This is a genomic window from Microbacterium martis (assembly GCF_047246685.1).
In the GTDB taxonomy this organism is placed as follows: domain Bacteria; phylum Actinomycetota; class Actinomycetes; order Actinomycetales; family Microbacteriaceae; genus Microbacterium.
In genome coordinates this window covers 1,087,174-1,107,861 of record NZ_JBFOKT010000001.1, presented here as the reverse complement: position 1 = coordinate 1,107,861, position 20,688 = coordinate 1,087,174, and the positions used below count along the sequence as shown (strand labels likewise).

Below are 20,688 nucleotides of genomic sequence, written 5' to 3'. Positions count from 1 at the left end.
CGATGCCTAGCGGTGCGCGTACTCGATCGACGGTCCGACGTACGGCTCCCAGGCTTCGCGCATCTCGGGCGTGAGGCGGGTGGGCCGCCCCGATCCGGCATCCACCAGCACGATCACCGCGGTCGACCGTGCATAGATCGTGCGCGGCTCCGCGCGGGGATCGTTGTGCACCTCGTAGCAGACCTCGACGCTCGATCCTCCGAGCTTCCCGAACCACATCTGCACTTCCAGCGGACGGCGCTGATACGGCACCGGCGCGAGGTACTCGATCTCCTGACGTGCGATGAGCGTGAGGATGCCCTCGTCGATGCCCGAGTCGAGCACGGCGGTCGAGGGCGCCTCCTCCCCCGGACCCGCGCGCCAGAACGCCCGGACCCTGGCCTCCTCGAGCAGCTTGAGCATCGAAGTGTTGTTCACATGGTTGAACGCATCGAGATCACCCCAGCGGAGGTGGATCGGGATGTGGAGGCGCTTCTCCTGGCTCATCGTCGGTCGGGTTCGCGCGCTCAGTCGCGGGTGAGCTTGCGGTGGGTGGAGCGGTGCGGCTTGGCGGCATCCGGCCCGAGGCGCTCGATCTTGTTCTCCTCGTAGGCCTCGAAGTTGCCCTCGAACCAGTACCACCGGTCGGGGTCCTCGTCGGTGCCCTCGTAGGCGAGGATGTGCGTCGCGATGCGGTCGAGGAACCACCGGTCGTGCGTGATCACGACGGCGCAGCCGGGGAACTCGAGCAGGGCGTTCTCGAGCGAGCTGAGGGTCTCGACGTCGAGGTCGTTGGTGGGCTCGTCGAGGAGCAGCAGGTTGCCGCCCTCCTTCAGGGTGAGCGCGAGGTTGAGCCGGTTCCGCTCGCCGCCGGAGAGGACGCCCGCCTTCTTCTGCTGGTCGGGACCCTTGAACCCGAACTTCGACACGTACGCGCGCGACGGGATCTCGGTCTTGCCGACCGTGATGAAGTCGAGTCCGTCGGAGACGACCTCCCACAGCGTCTTCTGCGGGTCGATGTTGGCTCGTGACTGGTCGACGTAGCTGATCTTGACCGTCTCGCCGATCTTGAGGTCGCCGCCGTCGAGCGGCTCGAGTCCGACGATGGTCTTGAACAGCGTCGTCTTTCCGACGCCGTTCGGGCCGATGACGCCGACGATCCCGTTCGGCGGCAGGCTGAAGCTGAGACCCTCGATGAGGGACCGCCCGTCGAAGCCCTTCTTGAGGTTCTTCGCATCGATGACGATGCTGCCCAGTCGCGGACCCGCCGGGATCTGGATCTCCTCGAAGTCGAGCTTCCTGGTGCGCTCCGCCTCGGCCGCCATCTCCTCGTACCGGGCGAGACGGGCCTTCGACTTCGTCTGCCGACCCTTGGCGCTCGAGCGCACCCACTCCAGCTCGTCCTTGAGGCGCTTGGCGAGCTTCGCGTCCTTCTTGCCCTGGATCTCGAGACGCTCGCCCTTCTTCTCGAGGTAGGTCGAGTAGTTCCCCTCGTAGCCGATCAGGCGACCCCGGTCGACCTCGGCGATCCACTCGGCGACATGATCGAGAAAGTACCGGTCGTGGGTGATGGCGATGACCGCGCCCTTGTAGGCCTGCAGGTGCTGCTCGAGCCACAGCACGCTCTCGGCGTCGAGGTGGTTGGTGGGCTCGTCGAGGAGGAGCAGATCGGGCTTCTGGAGCAGCAGCTTGGCGAGGGCGACGCGCCGCTTCTCACCGCCCGAGAGGGGCGCGATCGCGGCGTCGGCGGGCGGGGTGCGCAAGGCGTCCATGGCCTGCTCGAGCTGCGAGTCGAGGTCCCAGCCGTCGGCGGCGTCGATCTCCTCCTGGAGCGTGCCCATCTCGGCGAGCAGGGCGTCGAAGTCGGCGTCGGGATCGGCCATCAGGGCCGAGATCTCGTTGAAACGGTCGACCTTGGCCTTGATCGCGATGCCGTCCTGGATGTTCTCGATGACGGTCTTCGACTCGTCGAGCTCGGGCTCCTGCATGAGGATGCCGACCGAGAAGCCCGGCGACAGCTTCGCCTCGCCGTTCGACGGCGTGTCGAGTCCGGCCATGATCTTGAGGATCGTCGACTTACCGGCACCGTTCGGGCCGACCATGCCGATCTTGGCGCCGGGGAGGAACGCCATGGTGACGTCGTCGAGGATGAGCTTCTCGCCCACCGCCTTGCGTGCACGCACCATCGAGTAGATGTACTCAGCCACCGAAAACCGCTCCTTCTGTTGGCGTCGAAGATCGACACTCCAGCCTACCGGCCCGGAGCGGAGTCACCAGTCGATCGGGCGGGTGGCGCCGATGAGACACCGCCCCTCGGCCAGCTGCGGCATCACGGCGGCGACCACCTGGCCGGTCGACGGGCCGACCTGACCGATGAGGCACTCTTCCGCACCCCAGCGCACCGAGAACTGCAGGCTCTCGGCCGGGTTGCCGACCGTCGACCGATCCTGGGTCACCTGCATGGCCCCGCGATCGAAACCCGCAGCGGTGAGCGCATCGATGTAGGCCCGGCCGGATCCGCGCTGGTCGGTCGCCCAGATCTCCTCCGCGACGTGTCGGAAGATCCCGAGATTGTCCTCGGCGGTGCCATCCGGATCGAAGGACGGTGCCGACGGTGCGGCGTCGGGCGATGGGGTGGCGACCGCAGGCGACGGCGACGGCGGCCCCGCCGGAGAGGAGGTGCAGGCGGAGAGCGGGACCACCACGGCCGCGAACGCCGTGACGAGCACGGCGGTTCGCGCGGCTGCGGAGACCGGTCGTCGAAGCACGTGCCGAGTCTACGTGCCGAGCGACGGGCGGTGCCCGAGCGCCGCCGCGCGAGCCGCTCCGCGCCCTTCCGCCTCAGTGCACCGACGCGTGGACCGCGTCGGGCTCGCGCGCCGGCTCCGCCCAGGACAGGTCGAGGTCGGGCAGCGCTTCGTCCTCGGCGGATGCGGGCTGCCCCTCGGCGTCGACCTGGACCTGTGCACCCTGCCCATGCGCGTCACTTTCGGGATCCTGGTCTCGAACTCCGGGGCGCGCGGCGGCATCCGCGGGGGTCGAGCGGCGAGGCCGGTAGGCCGTCGTCCCCCACCGGAGGTCGTGGCCGATCGCATCGGCCTCGATGTCGACACTGGTCCCCTGCCGCCCGTTGCTCTCCCAGGTCCGGATGCGCAGTCGACCGGTCACGATGATGCTGTCGCCGGTCCTCAACGACGCCTTGGCGTGCTCTCCGAGCTGACGGAACGCGGCGACGGAGAACCAGTTGGTCCCGGAGTCGGTCCAGGTCTGCGTCGTGTTGTCGAAGCGGCGGTGCGTGCTCGCCATCCGGAAGTTCGTGACCGGCACGCCACCTCCTGTCTGGCCCTGCGTGGGATCGGTGGCGACCCTGCCGACGATGGTGACGGTGTCGATCATGTTCTGTCCTCTCGATGGACCCGGGCGATCGCCCGGGGTCTCTCCAGGGTGCGGGGGCCGTCGTCCGTCGGAGCAGGTGAGATCCGCGAACGGTGGACAACTCCATCGGCCGGAAGCCGGTGCAGGATCCCCGACGAGGTCCGTCCGGCCGGGGCGACCCGCGGGAGACCGAATGTCGGTGGTCGGTCATATGTTCGAATCAGAAGGGAGCACCGATGTCCGACAGCCTGACGATCCATCTGCCCGAGGTCCCGTACGCGACGCCTCGGCTCACCTCCCCCGCCGAGCATCTCGTCCGCGCGGCCGATCATCTCTGGCGGGTGAAAGACCGCACCGAACGCGTCCTCGGCCACCTCCGCATCGTGGCCGACCCGCTGGGCCTGCGCTTCCGCGCGGAGCGGCTGCATCTGGCGACCGGAACCTTCCGGCTCGTCGGCGAGTTCTGGAGGGCAGACGATGCGGTCGCTGCTCTGCGCTACTCGTGACGATCAGACGACGCGTGCGAGCCCGACATCGGGGATGACGGCGGAACGGGAGCGCCCCCGGCAGGATTCGAACCTGCGACCGGCGGATTAGAAGGCCGCTGCTCTTCCGCTGAGCTACGGAGGCGTATGCGTCTACCGTACCGCGACCGACCGGCGATGTCGGGCCCGTCGATAGTATGGCGTGATGGTATCTGCGTCCGAGAACGACCGCCTCGTCTGGATCGACTGCGAGATGACGGGGCTCGATCTCGCTGTCGACGAGCTCGTCGAGATCGCCGTCGTGATCACCGATTTCGAGCTGCGGCCCATCGACCCGGGATTCCAGGTCGTCATCCGTCCGAATGCATCAGCGCTGGCGAACATGAACGAGTTCGTCACGAAGATGCACGAGTCATCCGGTCTCATCGAGGAGATCCCTCACGGTCTCCCGCTCGCCGAGGCCGAGGCGCTGACTCTCGCCTACATCCGACGGTTCGTCCCCCTCGAGCGCAAGGCGCCCCTCGCCGGCAACACCATCGGCACCGACCGGATGTTCCTGGCGAAGTACATGCCCCAGGTCGACCAGTGGCTGCACTACCGCAACGTCGACGTCTCCAGCATCAAGGAGCTCTCGCGGCGCTGGTACCCACGCGTCTTCTTCCAGGCTCCGTCGAAGGACGGCGGGCATCGCGCGCTCGCCGACATCCTCGAATCCATCCGCGAGCTCCAGTACTACCGCGCCGCCGTGTTCGTCGACGAGCCCGGTCCCTCCAGCGACGACGCCCGCGACATCGCCCGGCGCACCATGTCCGAGTTCATCGCCAACATGTAATAGACTCGTCTGGTCGCCCGCTCCGGTGGGCACATGGTGGGTATAGCTCAGCTGGTAGAGCGCTGGCTTGTGGTGCCGGATGTCGCGGGTTCGAGTCCCGTTACTCACCCCACGGAAGAGGCCCGGATCGCGTGATCCGGGCCTCTTGTGCGTGGTGACGATCTCACGCACGGCCCTAGACTGTCGAGGTGTCGCTCGCGGTCTGGCTGTCTCTCCTCACCGCATCCGTGGTCATCAGCTTCACGCCCGGCGCCGGTGCCATCAACACGATGACGAACGCGCTGAACGAGGGCTGGCGCCGATCGATCTGGGGCATCATCGGCCAGCAACTCGCCCTGATCGTGCATGTCGCGATCGTGGCGGCCGGCGTCGGTCTCATCGTCGCGCGATCGGAGGTGCTGTTCACGGCGATCAGGATCGCCGGCGCGGCCTACCTAGCGTTCCTCGGCCTCCGGCTCATCCTCGCGCGCCCGGCGGCCGTCCACGACTCCGATCTCGACCCGGTCGCCCTTCGGGAGGGACACTGGTCGATGATCCGCCGGGGCTTCTGGGTGAACCTCCTCAACCCGAAGGCGATCGTGTTCTTCCTCGCCTTCATCCCGCAGTTCATCCGGCTCGACCAGCCCCCGCTGCCGCAGTACCTCACGCTCATCGCGACCGTCATCGTGGTCGATGTCGCGGTCATGTGGGGCTTCTTCGCCGTGGCCGCGCGACCGTTCCGCCGCCTGACGCGTTCAGCGAGGGGTCAGCGCGTCCTCAACTCGGTGTTCGGGGCTCTCTTCATCGCGGTCGCCGCGCTGCTGCTCGTCGTGCACTGACTCCGGCCGGTCCGGGCCCCCTAGGCTGGAGGCGATGGACATGGATGCCGCCGCCTTCGAGGAACTCGTGATCGACGAGCTCGATCGGCTGCCCGACGACATGGTCGAGGGGCTGGAGAACGTCGTCTTCGTCACCGAGGACCGCCCGGAGGACGGCAGCCTCGATCTTCTCGGCCTGTACGACGGGCTGGCCCTGACGGAGCGCACGCAGTACGGCATGGGCGAGCTCCCCGATCGCATCGTGCTGTACCGCGAACCCCATCTCGACCAGGTGGAGGACGAGCAGGAGCTGCGCGACGAGATCCACACCACCCTGGTCCATGAGATCGCCCACTACTACGGACTCGATGACGAGCAGCTGCACCGGATGGGCTGGGCATGAGCACGCCCGCGGCCACTCCCGATCTCGAGGAGGACGTCGACCTCCGTGCGGCGCCGCTGGAGCCGTGGGAGGTCGTCGTCTGGAACGACCCGGTGAATCTGATGAGCTACGTCGTGCGCGTCTTCCGCACGTACTTCGGATACTCCATCGAGCGGGCGACCGCCTTGATGCTGTCCGTGCACCATGACGGCCACGCGATCGTCTCCACCGGTCCGCGCGAGACGATGGAGGTCCACGCCCAGGCCATGCACGATTACGGGCTGTGGGCGACCGTGCGGAAGGCGTCACGATGAGCGAGCACGCTGCCGTCCTTCCCCTCGCCCTCATCGAGGGCTGTCAGCTGGTGCGACTCGTCGACGAGTTCCGCGAGTTCCTCGGCGACGCCGATGCCGACGACAGCGCGTTGCGGCGCCTGACGCCGAACGCCTACCCCGACGATCCGCACGCCGCATCGACCTTCTCGGAGAGCACCCGCGAGGATCTTCTCGACCGCCGGATGAACGACGCCGTGACGGTCCGTCGAGACCTCGCACCGTTCGACGTCGATCTCGAACGGCTGACCGAGGCGGAGGCGGTCCAGGAGCGCCGACTCGTGGTCGATGCCGACGATCTCGACGCCTGGCTGCGCACGCTGACCGCGGTGCGCCTGGTGATCGCCGACCGACTCGGGATCACGGCCGAGGAGGACGGCGCGGACGACGGCCGGCACGACGTCTACGACTGGCTCGGATACCGACTCGAGATCCTCATCCAGGCGGCCGACGAACTCGACGACCGTCGGAAGCCGTGATCACGGGATCTCGATGATCCTCGTCGTCAGCGTCCGAGGGTCGTCCCGCTCCACATGGCGCCGCTCTTGGGCCGCCCACCGATCCCAGTGCGGCCGGTAGGCGTCGCCGTCACGGGCGAGCGCGCGCGCCTTGCGACGATCCTCCGCCGATTCCACCCAGACGCGTACGTCGCCGAGGCCCGCGGTCGCCGCAGTGAGGATGCCGCTGCCCTCGACGATCACGCCGAGCGAGGGATCCACGGCATGGCTCTCCGCCTCGGTCTCCCGCTCCCAGTCCCATCGTCGCCACGTGCCGAGCATGCCGCGGCCGTGCGGGCGCAGGATCCACTCGAGCGCACGGTCGACGCCGGCGTCGAGGCCGTCCCAGCCCGGATAGAGCGAGTCGAGGGCGATGAGCTGGACGCGTCCTGCCAGCGGCCAGCTCGCGGCCAGCTCCGCCGCGAGCGTCGTCTTGCCAGCGCCGCTTCGCCCGTCGATGAGCACGACGGGATTCGCGGCCGCCAGTGCACGGACATCCTGCGCGATCAGCGTCGCGGCGTGCGCGAGGGCCGCCCCGACGGGATCGTCACTTCTTGAGGGCACGGATGATGCGCGTCAGTGCTCGACCGGTGACCCAGACGAACGGAACCGCGACCGCCAGCAGCGTGACGATGTTGGGTTCGAATCGAAGCCCCTCCTCGCGGCGCACGTACACGCCGACGGGGATGGAGACCCCTCCGCCTCCGCCGCCCTCGCCGCCGTCGCCGCTGCCGCCGCCGAAACCGGAGTAGGTGAACGACACCGGAGTGATCGTCACTCCGTCGACGGTCTGCGGCTCTCCGTACGCGCTCTTCACGCCGAAGGACGCGACCTGCTTTCCGAGTTCCAGTGCAATGTTCGGCATGGTCCCACGCTAGCCGACCGCGCACCCGAGCGGACGGTCAATCGACGCCGTGCGCCTTCGGATGCTGCGGCGCTCCCCTGCCTTCGCCGCGGCCGATGTGGCGGGCGCGGCCGATCGTGGCGGTGCCGAAGCGGGCGACCGCCTCGTCGACGGCACCCTCCACCCTCCGCCAGTCCGCGTCGTCGTCCCAGAGTCCGAGCCCGCCGGCGCCCGCCGGCCGGAGGTTCTCGGCGCGCACGCCGATCAGCCGCACCGGGTCGCGGCGATCGATCTGATCGAACAGTCCTTGGGCGGCCTCGCCGAGGCGCTGACCGACGGCCGAGGGCTCGCTGAGGGTCTGCGAGCGGTTCACGGTGCGGAAGTCGTCGAAACGCACCTTGATCGAGACCGTCGCGGCCTCCCATTCGGCCCGGCGCAGACGGGCCGCGACGCGATCGGCGAGCCGCAGCAGCTCCGCACGCAGGAAGGAGCGATCGCGGATGTCCTCGTCGAAGGTCTCCTCGTGCCCGATGCTCTTCTCGACGCGTTCCGTCTCGACCGCTCGCGGGTCTTCGCCCCGGGCGAGCTGCGTCAGGCGCGCACTCAGAGCCGGGCCGACGGCGCGTTCGAGAACCTGGAGAGACGAGGAGCGGATGTCGCCGATCGTCCGGATGCCACGCCCCTCGAGAGCCTCGGCGGCCTTCGGCCCGACACCCCACATCGCACGCACCGGCCGGGGACCGAGGAACTCGAGCGTGTCCGCGGCCGCGACGACGAGCATCCCGTCGGGCTTGGCCATCGTCGACGCCATCTTCGCCACGTGCTTGGTGGCGGCGACGCCGACGCTGCACGTGATACCGACCTCGTCGGCGACCCGACGGCGGATCATCGCCGCGATCTGCGCCGGACTTCCCCACAGCCGGCGGACTCCCTGCACGTCGAGAAAGGCCTCGTCGACCGACAGCGGCTCGACCAGCGGCGTGAACGACTCGAAGATCGCCATGACCTGGCGGGAGACGGGCTGGTACCGGGAGAAGTGCGGCACGACGACACGCGCCGTCGGGCACAGGCGCAGGGCCTGCGCCACCGGCATCGCGGCATGCACGCCGTAGCGCCGTGCCTCGTACGACGCGCTGGAGACGACCGACCTGCCGTCCGGTGCGCCGATGATGAGCGGCAGCCCCGCCAGGCTCCGGTCGTCGAGGATCTCCACGGCCGCGTAGAACGCATCCATGTCGACATGGAGGATGCGGGTGCCGGTGTCGTCGGCGTCAGCGGACGAAGTGAGCCGACCCCTGCCGTCGCCGTGTCCCATACGACCATTCTCCCCCGGACGGATGACGCGGCGCCGGGCGGGCTCGGTGATCGAGTGATCGCCGAGCCCGCCCCGATGTCACTGCGCGGCGCGCTCGAGGATCAGCTCACGCACGCGGGCGGCGTCGGCCTGACCCTTCATGGACTTCATCACGGCGCCGATGATCGCTCCGGCGGCCTGCACCTTGCCGTCCTTGATCTTGGCCAGCACGTCGGGCTGAGAGGTGAGCGCCTCGTCGATGGCCGCGATCAGCGCACCGTCGTCGGACACGACCGCGAGACCGCGCGCATCGACCACCTGCTGCGGCGTGCCCTCGCCGGCGATGACGCCTTCGAGCACCTGACGCGCCAGCTTGTCGGTGAGCGTACCCGCGTCGATCAGCTTCTGCAGGGCGACGACGTTCGCGGGGCTGATCAGCTCCGACGCCTCCTTCTCCCGGGCGTTCGCCAGGCGCGAGATCTCCCCCGTCCACCACTTGCGCGCGGCCGCCGGGGTCGCCCCTGCGGCGATGGTCTGCTCGACCTCGTCGAGCACGCCGTTGTTGCGCACGTCCTGGAACTCGAGGTCGGTGAAGCCCCACTCGGTCATCAGGCGTCGGCGTCGTGCGACCGGCTGTTCCGGCAGCCCCGCACGGAGCTCTTCGATCAGCTCGGGAGCCGGCTGCACCGGGAGCAGGTCGGGCTCGGGGAAGTACCGGTAGTCGTCGGCATCCGACTTGGGGCGACCGGGCGAGGTCGTCCCGGTGTCCTCGTGCCAGTGGCGCGTCTCCTGCGTGATCGTCCCGCCATCGGCGAGGATCCGCGCCTGACGCTGGATCTCGTAGCGCACGGCCCGTTCGACCGACCGCATGGAGTTCACGTTCTTGGTCTCGGTGCGCGTGCCCAGCGGCTCTGCGGGCGCACCCGGGGCGACGCGCCGCCGCAGCGAGACGTTCGCGTCGCAGCGCAGGTTGCCACGTTCGAGCCGGGCCTCCGAGATGCCCAGCCCGCGGACGATGTCGCGGATGGTGGCGACGTACGCTTTCGCCACCTCGGGCGCGCGGTGGTCGGTGCCGAAGATCGTCTTGGTGACGATCTCGACCAGGGGCACTCCGGCGCGGTTGTAGTCCACCAGGGAGTATTCCGCCCCTTGGATGCGACCCGTCGCCCCGCCCATGTGGGTGAGCTTGCCCGCGTCCTCCTCCATGTGCGCCCGCTCGATCGGGACCTGGACGACGGTGCCGTCTTCGAGCTCGACCTCGACCGACCCCTCGAACGCGATGGGCTCGTCGTACTGGGAGATCTGATAGTTCTTGCCCAGATCCGGGTAGAAGTAGTTCTTCCGGGCGAAGCGGCTGGACGGCGCGATCGAGCAGCCCAGGGCGAGGCCGAGGCTGATCGACGAGCGGATGGCGGTCTCGTTGACCACCGGAAGCGACCCGGGCAGACCGAGGTCGACGGGTGCGATGAGCGTGTTGGGCTCAGCCGCGTGGTACGCGTCGTTGGCCGGGTTCGGCGCATCGGAGAACATCTTGGTGTTCGTGTTCAGCTCGACGTGCACCTCGAAACCGAGTACGGGCTCGAACAGCTCGAGCGCCTCGTCGTAGTCCATGAGCGTGGCGGCGGCCATCAGCGGGTCCCTCCTGCGTTCGTCGTCTCGCTTCGCTCGCCGGGCAACCGCGGAGCCCGGGAGAGGATCGGCGCCCCCCACGAATCGAGCAGCGCGGCTTCGAGCGCGGCGCCCACCTCGTACAGACGGGCGTCCTCCCGTGCGGGTGCGAGGAACTGGATGCCGACGGGCAGGCCGTCCTCCTCGGCGATCCCGCTCGGGATCGAGATGCCGGGCACTCCGGCGAGGTTCGCCGGGATGGTGGTGAAGTCGTTGAGGTACATCTGCAGCGGATCGTCGACCTTCTCGCCGATCCTGAACGCCGTCGTCGGCGCCGACGGCGTCGCGATGATGTCGACGTCGGCGAAGGCACGGGCGAAGTCCTGCTGGATCAGAGTCCGCACCTTCTGCGCGCTGCCGTAGTAGGCGTCGTAGTATCCGGCCGACAGTGCGTAGGTCCCGAGGATGATGCGCCGCTTGACCTCGTCGCCGAAGCCGGCGTCGCGGGTGGCCGACATCACGTCTTCGACGGTGGGATTGCCGCCGGGGGTCACCCGGAGTCCGAAGCGCACGGAGTCGAACTTGGCGAGATTGCTCGACGCCTCCGCGGGGAGGATCAGGTAGTACGCGGCGACGCCGTATTCGAAGTGCGGGGCGCCGATCTCGACGATCTCCGCGCCCTGCGCCTCCATGAGCGCGAGGGCGCTGCGGAACGATCCCGCGACACCGGGCTGGAAGCCGCTGTCGGGGAGCTCGCGGATGACGCCGACCTTGAGACCCTTCAGCACCTCGCCCCGGGCGCCCTGTCGGGCGGCCTCGGCGAACGACGGCCAGGCGTCGGTGAGCGAGGTCGAGTCCTTCGGATCGTGCCCGCCGATGACGTCGTGGAGCAGACCGGCGTCGAGAACGGTCCGTGTGACCGGTCCGACCTGATCGAGGCTCGATGCCAGAGCGATCGCGCCGTACCGGCTGACTCCGCCGTACGTGGGCTTCACCCCGACGGTCCCGGTCACGTGGGCCGGCTGGCGGATCGAGCCACCGGTGTCGGAACCCAGCGCGAGAGGCGCCTCGAACGCGGCCACCGCGGCCGCCGAACCGCCGCCGGATCCGCCGGGGATCCGGTCGAGGTCCCACGGGTTGCGCGTCGGGCCGTACGCCGAGTGCTCGGTGGACGACCCCATGGCGAACTCGTCCATGTTCGTCTTCCCGAGCGGGATGAGACCGGCGGCACGCGAGCGGGCGACGACCGTCGCATCGTAGGGCGACCGGTAGCCTTCGAGGATGCGCGAACCGCTGGTGGTCGGCTGATCGGTCGTGACCAGGACGTCCTTGATCGCGAGCGGGACGCCGGCGACGGGCCCGAGCTCCTCCCCCGCCGCGCGACGGGCGTCGATCTCGGAGGCGGCGGCGATCGCGCCCTCGTTCACGTGCAGGAATGCATGGACGTCGCCGTCGACGGCGGCGATGCGGTCGAGGTGCGCCTGCGTGGCCTCGACGCTGGAGATCTCGCGCGAGGAGAGCTTGTCGGCGAGCTCGGCTGCGGTCAGACGGATGATGTCGCTCACTGCTCCTCCCCCAGGATCGCGGTGACGCGGAAGCGGCCGTCGGCCTGGTCCGGCGCGTTCTGCAGCACCTGCTCGTGCGTGAGCGTCTGTCCGACCTCGTCGGGGCGGAAGACGTTGCTGAGAGGGATCGGGTGGCTCGTCGCGACGACATCGGCGGTCGCGACCTCCGACACCTTCGCGATGTTGTCGACGATGGCGTCGAGCTGGCCCGTGAGCCGCGACACCTCGTCGTCGTTCAGCTGGATGCGAGCGAGCACGCCGAGATGGCGCACGAGATCAGGGGTGATTTCAGACACCACCTCAGTCTAGTTGGCGCCCTCGATCCCTCTCGGCTCGGCTGCACCCCGAGCCCTATGCTGGGCTCGTGAGCTCGTATCAGCCTCCTCGTCCGTGGATCGCCAGTTACGCCGCCGGCGTCCCGGAAGACCTCGATCCCGTCGAGGGGTCGCTCATCGACATCGTCGCCGCCTCCGTCCGGGACTATCCGGATGCCGTCGCGCTGCAGTTCTTCGGCCGGGAGACGACGTACGCCCAGCTGCAGGAGGCGATCGACCGCGCGGCATCCGGACTGCGAGACCTCGGCGTACGTGCGGGCGATCCCGTCGCGATCGTGCTGCCGAACTGCCCACAGCACATCGTCGCGTTCTACGCGGTCCTGCGCCTGGGCGCGGTGGTCGTGGAGCACAACCCGCTCTACACGCCGCGCGAGCTGCGCAAGCAGTTCGAGGACCACGGCGCGAAGCACGCGATCGTCTGGAACAAAGTCGTGCGCACCGTGCAGGAGTTCCCGGCCGATCTGCAGGTCGCCGGTCTGGTGTCGGTCGACGTCACCCGCGCGATGCCGCTGCTCACCCGCGCGGCGCTGCGGCTGCCGGTGGCGAAGGCACGCGTGTCGCGCGCGGCGCTCACCGAGAAGGTGCGGGGCACGGTGACGTGGGAGGCGCTCGTGCGCTCTGCTCCACTGCCCGCCTCCCACCCGACGCCCGGGACCGACGACCTGGCGATCATCCAGTACACGTCGGGCACCACCGGAACTCCCAAGGGCGCAGCTCTGACGCACCGCAACCTGCTCGCGAACGCCGCGCAGGCGCGTGCGTGGGTGCCGTCGATCCGGCGAGGCGAAGGATGCGTCGTCTACGCCGTGCTGCCCATGTTCCACGCGTACGGCCTCACGCTCTGCCTCACCTTCGCGATGTCGATGGGCGCGAGATTGGTGCTCTTCCCGAAGTTCGACCCCGACCTGATGCTCGACGTCGTGAAGAGGCATCCGGCGACGTTCCTGCCCCTGGTCCCTCCGATCGCCGATCGGCTCCTCTCGGCGGCGAAGGCCCTGGGCGTGTCTCTCGAGGGCATCGGGGTCGCGATCTCGGGCGCCATGGCGCTTCCGCACGATCTCGTCGTCCCCTTCGAGGCGGCGACCGGCGGATACCTCGTGGAGGGCTACGGTCTGAGCGAATGCTCGCCCGTACTGATGGCCAACCCCGTCGCCGACAACCGCGTGCCCGGCACCGTCGGCCTCCCGCTGCCCGGAACAGAGTGCCGGGTCGTCGATCCCGACGCCCCCACGGAGGACGTGCCGGAGGGATCGCCCGGTGAGCTGGTCGTGCGCGGCCCGCAGGTCTTCTCGGGCTACTACGGCAAGCCGGAGGAGACCGACGCCGTCTTCGTCGACGGCTGGTTCCGCACGGGCGACATCGTCACGATCGATGCCGCCGGATTCATCCGCATCGTCGACCGCATCAAGGAGCTCATCATCACCGGCGGCTTCAACGTGGCGCCGACCGAGGTCGAGAACGCCCTGCGGCAGCATCCTCAGGTCGCGGACGCGGCGGTCGTCGGGCTCCCCAGCGAGCACTCGGGCGAGGAGGTCGTCGCGGCGATCGTCGTCGACGGTGCGAGCGAGATCGACGTCGAGGCGATCCGCGAGTTCGCCCGCAGCATCCTCACCCCCTACAAGGTCCCGCGCCGGATCTTCGTCGTCGACGACCTTCCCCGGTCGCTCATCGGCAAGGTGCTGCGCCGGCAGGTCAAGGACAAGCTGGTCGCCCTCACCACCGGCGCGTGAGGTCGGCCTCACAGGCGGGCGACGGTGCCGGGGCGCTACCCTTGGGAAGTGACCCCTGACGACGCAGCGCTGACCGACGCCCCCGAGGACTCCCCCGCCACCCCCGGATTCGAGGAGCTGGGCATCACCGGGCCCGTCCTCAAGGCCATCAGGGAGCTCGGCTACGAGACCCCGTCCCCCATCCAGGCGGCGACCATTCCGACCCTGCTGTCGGGTCGCGACGTCGTGGGGATGGCGCAGACCGGAACCGGCAAGACCGCCGCGTTCGCCCTGCCGGTGCTCGAGCGCCTCGACGTGTCGCAGAAGACGCCGCAGGCCCTGGTGCTCGCCCCCACGCGCGAACTCGCGCTCCAGGTGTGCGAGGCGTTCGAGTCGTACGCGTCGCGCATGAAGGGCGTTCACGTCCTCCCCGTGTACGGCGGGCAGGGATACGGGGTCCAGCTGTCGGCCCTGCGCCGCGGCGTGCACGTCGTCGTCGGCACGCCGGGCCGCATCATGGACCACCTCGCCAAGGGCACGCTCGACCTCTCCGAGCTGCAGTACCTGGTGCTGGACGAGGCCGATGAGATGCTGAAGATGGGCTTCGCGGAGGACGTCGAGCAGATCCTCGCCCAGACGCCCGAGGAGAAGCAGGTCGCCCTGTTCTCGGCCACCATGCCGCCGCAGATCCGTCGACTCGCACAGAAGTACCTGCGCGACCCCGAGGAGATCAGCATCCGGTCGAAGACCGCCACGGGGACGAACATCACCCAGCGGTATCTCGTCGTGTCGTACGCGCAGAAGGTCGACGCCCTCACGCGCATCCTCGAGGTCGAGAACTTCGACGGGATGATCGTCTTCGTGCGCACGAAGAACGAGACGGAGACGCTCGCGGAGAAGCTCCGTGCCCGCGGCTACTCCGCCGCCGCCATCAACGGCGACGTGCCCCAGGTGCAGCGGGAGCGCAGCGTCAACCAGCTCAAGGACGGCAAGCTCGACATCCTCGTCGCGACAGACGTCGCCGCCCGCGGACTCGACGTCGAGCGCATCAGCCACGTCGTCAACTTCGACATCCCGACCGACACCGAGTCGTATGTGCACCGGATCGGCCGCACGGGCCGCGCCGGGCGTTCGGGTGACGCGATCAGCTTCATCACCCCGCGCGAGCGCTACCTGCTCAAGCACATCGAGAAGGCGACGCGGCAGCAGCCGACGCAGATGCAGCTGCCCAGCACCGAAGACGTCAACACCACCCGCCTGACGCGCTTCGACGACGCCATCACCGCCGCCCTCACCGAGACATCGCGCATCGAAAAGTTCCGCGACATCATCGGCCATTACGTGCGCAACCACGACGTGCCCGAGGCCGACGTCGCGGCGGCCCTCGCCGTCGTCGCGCAGGGCGACACGCCCCTGCTCCTGGATCCCGCCGACGACGCGCTCTCCCGGGCCGTCGAGCACGACAACCGACCGCCGCGGGAGCGTGCGGCACGCGAGACCCGAGAGCCGCGCACCGAGCGCCGGAACCGCGGGGACTACGCGCCCTATCGCATCGAGGTCGGGCGTCGCCACCGGGTCGAGCCGCGGCAGATCGTCGGCGCTCTCGCGAACGAGGGCGGTCTCGGTCGCGACGACTTCGGCGCGATCACCATCCGCCCCGACTTCTCGATCGTCGAACTGCCGGCCACGCTTCCGGCGGCGGTCCTGGACAAGCTGCGCGACACGCGGATCTCGGGCCGCCTGATCGAGATCGCGCCCGACCGTGGCCCCGGGGCCCGCCGCAGCGCGCCGCGCGACGGCGCAGATCGCTACGATCGCGCTGACCGCGCCGAGCGACGCCGTCCCGAGAAGCGCGATCGCGATGATCGGCCCGCCCGGGAGGAGAAGCCTTTCCGCAAACCGCGGCACAAGAACTGACCGTCAGCCCAGGGCTCCCGGCCCCTCTGTCACGAGCAGGTGGAACTGGGCGGCGTCGAGGATGCGGAGACCGAGCTCTTCGGCCTTGGCGAGCTTGGAACCGGCGCCCGGGCCCGCTGCGACGAAATCGGTCTTCTTCGAGACGCTCGAGGCCGCCTTGCCCCCGGCCTTGATGATCGCCTCCTGTGCTCCCTCGCGCGTGTACCCCTCGAGCGAGCCGGTCGCCACGACGGTGAGGCCTTCGAGAACACCGCCCGCGGCCACTGCCGCTCCGGGACCGGGGTGACCCGGCGTCGACCACTGCACGCCCGCCCGGGCCCAGCGCTCGACGATCTCCTGATGCCACGGCTCGTCGAACCAGGCGATCAGCGAGTCGGCGATGATCCCGCCCACCCCTTCGACGGACGCGAGCTCCTCGCGCGAAGCGGCGCGGATGGCGTCGAGCGAGCCGAACCACTGCGCGAGTGCACGAGCCGCCACCGGACCCACGTGGCGCACGTTGAGCGAGACCAGCAGTCGCCAGAGGTCCTTGGTCTTGGCCTTCTCCAGCTCGGCCAGCAGCGTGACCGCCTGGGACGACGGCTGCGGCCCGACGGCGCCGGCCTTCTTCTCCGCCGCGGTGGGATTGCGACGGAACGGCGCCCGCATCTTCACGACGCCGTCGTCGTCTTCCCGCGGCAGCCCGGTCTCGGCGTCGCGGACCACGACCTCGATCGGCACCAGCTGCTCCACGGTGAGCTCGAACAGCCCCGCCTCGGTCTCGAGCGGTGGGACGGCGGGAGACGTCGGCTGCGTCAGCGCCGCCGCCGTGACCTCGCCGAGCGCTTCGACATCGAGTGCGCCGCGGGAGCCGATGTGCTCCACGCGCCCCCGCACCTGCGCGGGGCACGACCGCGCGTTCGGGCAGCGCAGGTCGATGTCGCCCGCCTTCATCGGGCGCAGGGGCGTGCCGCACTCGGGACAGACGGCGGGCATGACGAACTCGCGCTCGGTGCCGTCGCGCTTCTCGGCCACCGGACCGAGCACCTCCGGGATCACGTCGCCGGCCTTGCGCAGCACCACCGTGTCGCCGATGAGCACGCCCTTGGCCTTCACGACGTCCTTGTTGTGGAGGGTCGCCTGACGCACCACCGAGCCTGCCACCTGGGCGGGAGCCATGACGGCGAACGGCGTGGCACGGCCGGTGCGGCCCACCGACACGACGATGTCGAGGAGCTTCGTCTGCACCTCTTCGGGCGGGTACTTGTACGCGATCGCCCAGCGCGGGGCGCGACTCGTGGCGCCCAGCTCGTCGTGCAGCTCCAGCTCGTCGACCTTGACCACGATGCCGTCGAGCTCGTGCTCGACGTCGTGCCGGTGCTCGCCGTAGTGCTCGACGAACTCCACCGCCTCGTCGATCGAGGTGCACACGCGGGTGTGGGGACTCGTGGGCAGACCCCACCCGGAGAGCAGGTCGTACACCTCGCTCTGGGCCGCGACGGGCGGGTTGCGCCACGCACCGACCCCGTGCACGTACAGGGCGAGCGATGCGATGCGCAGGAGTCCGGCCTCGAGCTCCATCCCGTTCTTCTTGTCGATCTGCTGCCGCAGGCCGCCGCTGGCGGCGTTCCGCGGGTTCGCGAAGGCGGGGAACCGACGAGCAGCGGCCGTGCGCGCCTTCTCCTCGTCGAACGGCTTCTTCGCGCCCGCCCGCGCTTCCCAGCGCTCGAGGGCGTCGGCGTACGCCCGCTCACGGAACTCCGCCTGCGCGGCGTTCAGGCGCTCGAAGGCCGCCACCGGGATGAACACCTCACCGCGCACCTCCACGATGTCGGGGTGCCCCTCCCCGCTGAGCCGCTCGGGGATCTCCGGGAGGCGCAGGGCGTTCTCGGTCACGATCTCGCCGACCCGTCCGTCGCCGCGCGTCGCCGCCGAGGTCAGGACCCCGTTCTCATACCGCAGATTGATGGCGAGGCCGTCGATCTTGAGCTCGGTCAGCCAGGCCACGCGTCGCCCGGCGGAGGCCTGCGTCTTCGCGGCCCACTCCCGCAGCTCGTCGATCGAGAAGACGTTGTCGAGGCTCAGCATCCGCTCGGCGTGCTCGATGGTCGCGAGCCCCGTGTTCTCGGCCGCCCCCACCATCTGCGTCGGCGAATCCTGGCCCTGGAGCTCGGGATGCAGTCGCTCGAGCTCCTCCAGGCGATGCATCCACCCGTCGTAGGTGGCGTCGTCGACGATCGACGTGTCGCGACCGTAGTACGCGTCCTTCGCCTCGAGGATGCGGGTCGTCAGCTCCGCGGCCTCGGTACGGGCGTCTTCCAACGAGATGTTCTCCGGCACCCCGTCAGTCTACGAGCGGGTGCCGACAATCGAGGGGGCTACGCACCCGCCGGGACCGCTGACACGGTGCGGTCGATCGTGAACTGCCCCAGCACCCGCGTGCCCACGTAGAGCACGGCGGTCTGTCCCGGGGCGACGCCGTCGAGCGGCACGCGAGGCACCACCCGCACGCCGTCGGGCTCCACGAACGCCTGCGCGGCGACGGGCTCGGCGTGTGCGCGGATCTGCACCTCGCAGGCGAACTCGGCGTCGACCGGGGCCGCACCCGCCCAGCTGTGCCGTGTGCCCGCGATCTCGGCGATGGCCAGCGCCTCCTTCGGCCCCACGACGACGGTGTTCGACACGGGGCGCACCTCGAGCACGAACCGCGGCTTGCCGTCGGCAGCGGGGATGCCGAGGTTCAGTCCGCGCCGCTGACCGACCGTGAAGGCGTGCGCGCCCTCGTGCGAGCCGACGACCGATCCTTCTCGGTCGACGATCTCACCGGTCGCCGTCCCGACCTTCTCGGCCAGCCAGCCGCGCGTGTCGCCGTCGGGGATGAAGCAGATGTCGTGGCTGTCGGGCTTCTGCGCCACGCTCAGTCCGCGCGCGGCCGCTTCGGCGCGCACGACCGCCTTCGACGGCGTGGTGCCGAGCGGGAAGTACGTGTGCGCGAGCTGCTCGGCGGTGAGCACCCCGAGGACGTAGGACTGGTCCTTCGCGTCGTCGGCGGCGCGGTGCAGTTCGCGGCCGCCCTCGCCGTCGATCAGGGTCGCGTAGTGGCCGGTGCAGACGGCATCGAAGCCCAGCTCGATCGCCCGGGCGAGGAGGGCGGCGAACTTGATCTTCTCGTTGCAGCGCATGCACGGGTTGGGCGTGCGTCCGGCCCGGTACTCCGCGACGAAGTCGCCGATCACGTCGTCGCGGAAGCGCTCCGAGAAGTCCCAGACGTAGAACGGGATGCCGAGCACGTCGGCGGCACGACGCGCGTCGAGGGCGTCTTCGATCGTGCAGCATCCGCGACTGCCGGTCCGCAGGGTTCCGCCGGCCCGCGAGAGGGCGAGATGCACACCGACGACGTCGTGCCCCGCCTCCACGGCCCGGGCGGCCGCGACGGCCGAGTCGACGCCACCGCTCATGGCCGCAAGGATCCGCATCCGTCCAGTCTACGAGCCCGCACCTGTGCCGGATCCGGACGCCCGGGCGTAGACGTCGGCGATCACCGCGACCACGGCGTCGACGTCGGCATCCGTCGACGTGCGCCCGAGCGTCAGCCGCAGCACGCTCCTCGCATCGCGCTCGCTGCGTCCCATCGCCATGACGACGTGCGAGGGTTCGGCGACGCCGGCCTGGCACGCCGATCCGGTGGATGCCGCGACGTCCGCCATGTCCAGCAGGAACAGCAGGCTCTCCCCCACCGCCCCGGGGAACAGGATGTGCGCGTTGCCCGGAAGCCGGCGGACCGGATCGCCGAGGAGCTCGGACGCCGGGACCGCCGCACGGATGCCGCCGACGAGACGATCGCGCAGCGCCGTCAGGCGCGCCGACTCCTCTTCTCGCTCCGCCTCCGCGAGCTCGAGCGCCGTGGCGAACGCCGACGCACCCGCGACATCCTGCGTTCCCGCGCGCAGTCCCCGCTGCTGAGCGCCGCCGCGAAGCAGCGGGGTCAGCGTCGCGGTGCGCGACACGACGAGCACGCCGACACCGACCGGCGCTCCGATCTTGTGGCCGGCGAGGCTCATGGCGACGAGACCCGCACCCGCCTCGGCGTCGGCGCGGAGCCCTCGGAACGACAACGGCAGGTGCCCGAGGGCGGCGACCGCGTCGAGGTGCAGGGGGACTCCGGCGGCGGCGCTCACCGATGCGAGCGCCGCCGCGTCGTTGACGGTCCCGGCCTCGTTGTTGGCCACCAGTGCCGTCGCGAGCGCCGCGCCGGGAAGCCGATCGGCGAACTCCTGCGGGTCGATGCGCGCCTCCGACGAGACGGCGACCCGACGCACCGTCGCGCCCTCGTCGACGAGGGCGGCGACCGTGTCCAGCGACGCGTGGTGCTCGGCGTCGGGCAGCACGATCGCGTCTGTGCCCGGTCTCCGCGACCGCCACAGGCCCTGCAATGCGAGGTTGATCGACTCCGTTCCGCCTGACGTGAACACGATCTCGATCGGATCGGCGTCGAGGACGGCCGCGACGCGCTCGCGCGACTCCTCCAGCCGTCGGCGTGCATCCTGTCCGGCGCCGTGCGTCGAGGAGGCGTTGCCGACGATCGCGACGGCGTCGAGCCAGGCGTCGCGCGCCTCCGGCCGCAGAGGCGTCGTCGCCGCGTGATCGAGGTAGTGACGCATCCTCCGATTCTCCCCCGAATCCGCATGCGACGCGTCGGCGCTCACTGAGACCCAGTGCGACTCGACATGAGACTGCAACACATCCCGCCTATGGTGT

Annotated in this window: 21 protein-coding genes and 2 tRNA genes; 9 read left to right on the top strand and 14 right to left on the bottom strand. The window is 69.8% G+C overall.

Features of this window, described 5'->3' with window-relative positions; genetic code table 11:
• Positions 1–6: 6 nt before the first annotated feature.
• The 4 genes from AB3M90_RS05305 to AB3M90_RS05290 form a co-directional block, all read right to left on the bottom strand.
• A complete protein-coding gene (locus AB3M90_RS05305) occupies positions 7–486 on the bottom strand; it encodes an acyl-CoA thioesterase (protein WP_412950416.1) in 480 nt (159 codons plus the stop codon).
• A 20-nt stretch (positions 487–506) separates the two neighbouring features.
• Positions 507–2,186 (bottom strand): energy-dependent translational throttle protein EttA, encoded by a 1,680-nt coding sequence (ettA, locus tag AB3M90_RS05300; RefSeq protein WP_412950414.1) that lies wholly within the window; start codon positions 2,184–2,186, stop codon positions 507–509.
• 63 nt (positions 2,187–2,249) lie between these two features.
• Positions 2,250–2,747, bottom strand: a complete 498-nt coding sequence (locus AB3M90_RS05295; RefSeq protein WP_412950412.1) for a DUF6993 domain-containing protein — start codon at positions 2,745–2,747, stop codon at positions 2,250–2,252.
• Positions 2,748–2,820: 73 nt separating this feature from the next.
• Complete coding sequence (locus tag AB3M90_RS05290) at positions 2,821–3,375, bottom strand: single-stranded DNA-binding protein (protein WP_412950411.1); 555 nt, start codon at positions 3,373–3,375, stop codon at positions 2,821–2,823.
• Between the two features lie 215 nt (positions 3,376–3,590).
• On the opposite strand from AB3M90_RS05290, the gene AB3M90_RS05285 reads away from it, so the two are divergent.
• Complete coding sequence (locus AB3M90_RS05285) at positions 3,591–3,860, top strand: hypothetical protein (protein WP_412950410.1); 270 nt, start codon at positions 3,591–3,593, stop codon at positions 3,858–3,860.
• A 52-nt stretch (positions 3,861–3,912) separates the two neighbouring features.
• Here the strand turns inward: AB3M90_RS05285 and AB3M90_RS05280 are convergent.
• Positions 3,913–3,984, bottom strand: a tRNA-Arg gene (locus tag AB3M90_RS05280).
• 60 nt (positions 3,985–4,044) lie between these two features.
• Here AB3M90_RS05280 and orn point away from each other — a divergent pair.
• From orn to AB3M90_RS05250, 6 genes are all read left to right on the top strand, one after another.
• The gene (gene orn / locus AB3M90_RS05275; protein WP_412950409.1) at positions 4,045–4,671 is read left to right on the top strand and encodes an oligoribonuclease; all 627 of its coding nucleotides are present in this window, start codon (positions 4,045–4,047) and stop codon (positions 4,669–4,671) included.
• Positions 4,672–4,707: 36 nt separating this feature from the next.
• Positions 4,708–4,783 (top strand) — tRNA-His (locus AB3M90_RS05270).
• 76 nt (positions 4,784–4,859) lie between these two features.
• Positions 4,860–5,489, top strand: coding sequence for a LysE family transporter (locus AB3M90_RS05265; RefSeq protein WP_412950408.1), 630 nt, complete (start codon positions 4,860–4,862; stop codon positions 5,487–5,489).
• A 34-nt stretch (positions 5,490–5,523) separates the two neighbouring features.
• On the top strand, positions 5,524–5,871 hold the full coding sequence (locus AB3M90_RS05260; protein ID WP_412950407.1) for a metallopeptidase family protein: 348 nt from the start codon (positions 5,524–5,526) through the stop codon (positions 5,869–5,871).
• Complete coding sequence (gene clpS / locus AB3M90_RS05255) at positions 5,868–6,164, top strand: ATP-dependent Clp protease adapter ClpS (protein ID WP_412950406.1); 297 nt, start codon at positions 5,868–5,870, stop codon at positions 6,162–6,164. Before AB3M90_RS05260 ends, clpS begins: the two co-directional genes overlap by 4 nt.
• Positions 6,161–6,661, top strand: coding sequence for a DUF2017 family protein (locus tag AB3M90_RS05250; protein ID WP_412950405.1), 501 nt, complete (start codon positions 6,161–6,163; stop codon positions 6,659–6,661). Before clpS ends, AB3M90_RS05250 begins: the two co-directional genes overlap by 4 nt.
• On the opposite strand, the gene AB3M90_RS05245 is transcribed toward AB3M90_RS05250, so the two are convergent.
• From AB3M90_RS05245 to gatC, 6 genes are all read right to left on the bottom strand, one after another.
• Positions 6,662–7,243 (bottom strand): nucleoside/nucleotide kinase family protein, encoded by a 582-nt coding sequence (locus AB3M90_RS05245; RefSeq protein ID WP_412950403.1) that lies wholly within the window; start codon positions 7,241–7,243, stop codon positions 6,662–6,664.
• Positions 7,227–7,544 carry a hypothetical protein gene (locus AB3M90_RS05240; RefSeq protein WP_412950402.1) on the bottom strand — a complete coding sequence of 106 codons (318 nt, stop codon included), beginning with the start codon at positions 7,542–7,544 and terminating at the stop codon, positions 7,227–7,229. Before AB3M90_RS05240 ends, AB3M90_RS05245 begins: the two co-directional genes overlap by 17 nt.
• 37 nt (positions 7,545–7,581) lie before the next feature.
• Entirely contained in the window at positions 7,582–8,838 is a 1,257-nt protein-coding gene (gene dinB, locus AB3M90_RS05235; RefSeq protein WP_412950401.1) for a DNA polymerase IV, read from the bottom strand.
• A gap of 78 nt (positions 8,839–8,916) precedes the next feature.
• Complete coding sequence (gene gatB, locus AB3M90_RS05230; protein WP_412950400.1) at positions 8,917–10,446, bottom strand: Asp-tRNA(Asn)/Glu-tRNA(Gln) amidotransferase subunit GatB; 1,530 nt, start codon at positions 10,444–10,446, stop codon at positions 8,917–8,919.
• Positions 10,446–11,990: an Asp-tRNA(Asn)/Glu-tRNA(Gln) amidotransferase subunit GatA gene (gene gatA, locus AB3M90_RS05225; protein ID WP_412950398.1), complete on the bottom strand. Its 1,545-nt coding sequence runs from the start codon at positions 11,988–11,990 to the stop codon at positions 10,446–10,448. Before gatA ends, gatB begins: the two co-directional genes overlap by 1 nt.
• Positions 11,987–12,286: an Asp-tRNA(Asn)/Glu-tRNA(Gln) amidotransferase subunit GatC gene (gene gatC, locus AB3M90_RS05220; protein ID WP_412950396.1), complete on the bottom strand. Its 300-nt coding sequence runs from the start codon at positions 12,284–12,286 to the stop codon at positions 11,987–11,989. Before gatC ends, gatA begins: the two co-directional genes overlap by 4 nt.
• A gap of 68 nt (positions 12,287–12,354) precedes the next feature.
• Here gatC and AB3M90_RS05215 point away from each other — a divergent pair, with 68 nt between their 5' ends.
• Together AB3M90_RS05215 and AB3M90_RS05210 are read left to right on the top strand one after the other, a co-directional pair.
• Positions 12,355–14,055 carry a long-chain-fatty-acid--CoA ligase gene (locus AB3M90_RS05215; protein WP_412950394.1) on the top strand — a complete coding sequence of 567 codons (1,701 nt, stop codon included), beginning with the start codon at positions 12,355–12,357 and terminating at the stop codon, positions 14,053–14,055.
• Between the two features lie 48 nt (positions 14,056–14,103).
• Complete coding sequence (locus AB3M90_RS05210) at positions 14,104–15,951, top strand: DEAD/DEAH box helicase (protein ID WP_412950393.1); 1,848 nt, start codon at positions 14,104–14,106, stop codon at positions 15,949–15,951.
• A 3-nt stretch (positions 15,952–15,954) separates the two neighbouring features.
• On the opposite strand, the gene ligA is transcribed toward AB3M90_RS05210, so the two are convergent.
• The 3 genes from ligA to AB3M90_RS05195 are packed head-to-tail and all read right to left on the bottom strand — an operon-like array spanning position 15,955 to position 20,591.
• Positions 15,955–18,270: an NAD-dependent DNA ligase LigA gene (gene ligA, locus AB3M90_RS05205; protein ID WP_412950392.1), complete on the bottom strand. Its 2,316-nt coding sequence runs from the start codon at positions 18,268–18,270 to the stop codon at positions 15,955–15,957.
• A gap of 38 nt (positions 18,271–18,308) precedes the next feature.
• A complete protein-coding gene (gene mnmA / locus AB3M90_RS05200) occupies positions 18,309–19,406 on the bottom strand; it encodes a tRNA 2-thiouridine(34) synthase MnmA (RefSeq protein ID WP_412950391.1) in 1,098 nt (365 codons plus the stop codon).
• Between the two features lie 9 nt (positions 19,407–19,415).
• The gene (locus tag AB3M90_RS05195; RefSeq protein ID WP_412950390.1) at positions 19,416–20,591 is read right to left on the bottom strand and encodes a cysteine desulfurase family protein; all 1,176 of its coding nucleotides are present in this window, start codon (positions 20,589–20,591) and stop codon (positions 19,416–19,418) included.
• Between the last annotated feature and the right edge of the window lie 97 nt (positions 20,592–20,688).

Excerpts from the sequence above, each read along its gene's own strand:
- AB3M90_RS05305 (WP_412950416.1), bottom strand. The coding sequence starts at position 486 with ATGAGCCAGGAGAAGCGCCTCCACATCCCGATCCACCTCCGCTGGGGT.
- AB3M90_RS05290 (WP_412950411.1), bottom strand. The coding sequence starts at position 3,375 with ATGATCGACACCGTCACCATCGTCGGCAGGGTCGCCACCGATCCCACG.
- AB3M90_RS05285 (WP_412950410.1), top strand. The coding sequence starts at position 3,591 with ATGTCCGACAGCCTGACGATCCATCTGCCCGAGGTCCCGTACGCGACG.
- orn (WP_412950409.1), top strand. The coding sequence starts at position 4,045 with ATGGTATCTGCGTCCGAGAACGACCGCCTCGTCTGGATCGACTGCGAG.
- AB3M90_RS05260 (WP_412950407.1), top strand. The coding sequence starts at position 5,524 with ATGGACATGGATGCCGCCGCCTTCGAGGAACTCGTGATCGACGAGCTC.
- clpS (WP_412950406.1), top strand. The coding sequence starts at position 5,868 with ATGAGCACGCCCGCGGCCACTCCCGATCTCGAGGAGGACGTCGACCTC.
- AB3M90_RS05250 (WP_412950405.1), top strand. The coding sequence starts at position 6,161 with ATGAGCGAGCACGCTGCCGTCCTTCCCCTCGCCCTCATCGAGGGCTGT.
- AB3M90_RS05240 (WP_412950402.1), bottom strand. The coding sequence starts at position 7,544 with ATGCCGAACATTGCACTGGAACTCGGAAAGCAGGTCGCGTCCTTCGGC.
- dinB (WP_412950401.1), bottom strand. The coding sequence starts at position 8,838 with ATGGGACACGGCGACGGCAGGGGTCGGCTCACTTCGTCCGCTGACGCC.
- gatB (WP_412950400.1), bottom strand. The coding sequence starts at position 10,446 with ATGGCCGCCGCCACGCTCATGGACTACGACGAGGCGCTCGAGCTGTTC.
- mnmA (WP_412950391.1), bottom strand. The coding sequence starts at position 19,406 with ATGCGGATCCTTGCGGCCATGAGCGGTGGCGTCGACTCGGCCGTCGCG.
- AB3M90_RS05195 (WP_412950390.1), bottom strand. The coding sequence starts at position 20,591 with ATGCGTCACTACCTCGATCACGCGGCGACGACGCCTCTGCGGCCGGAG.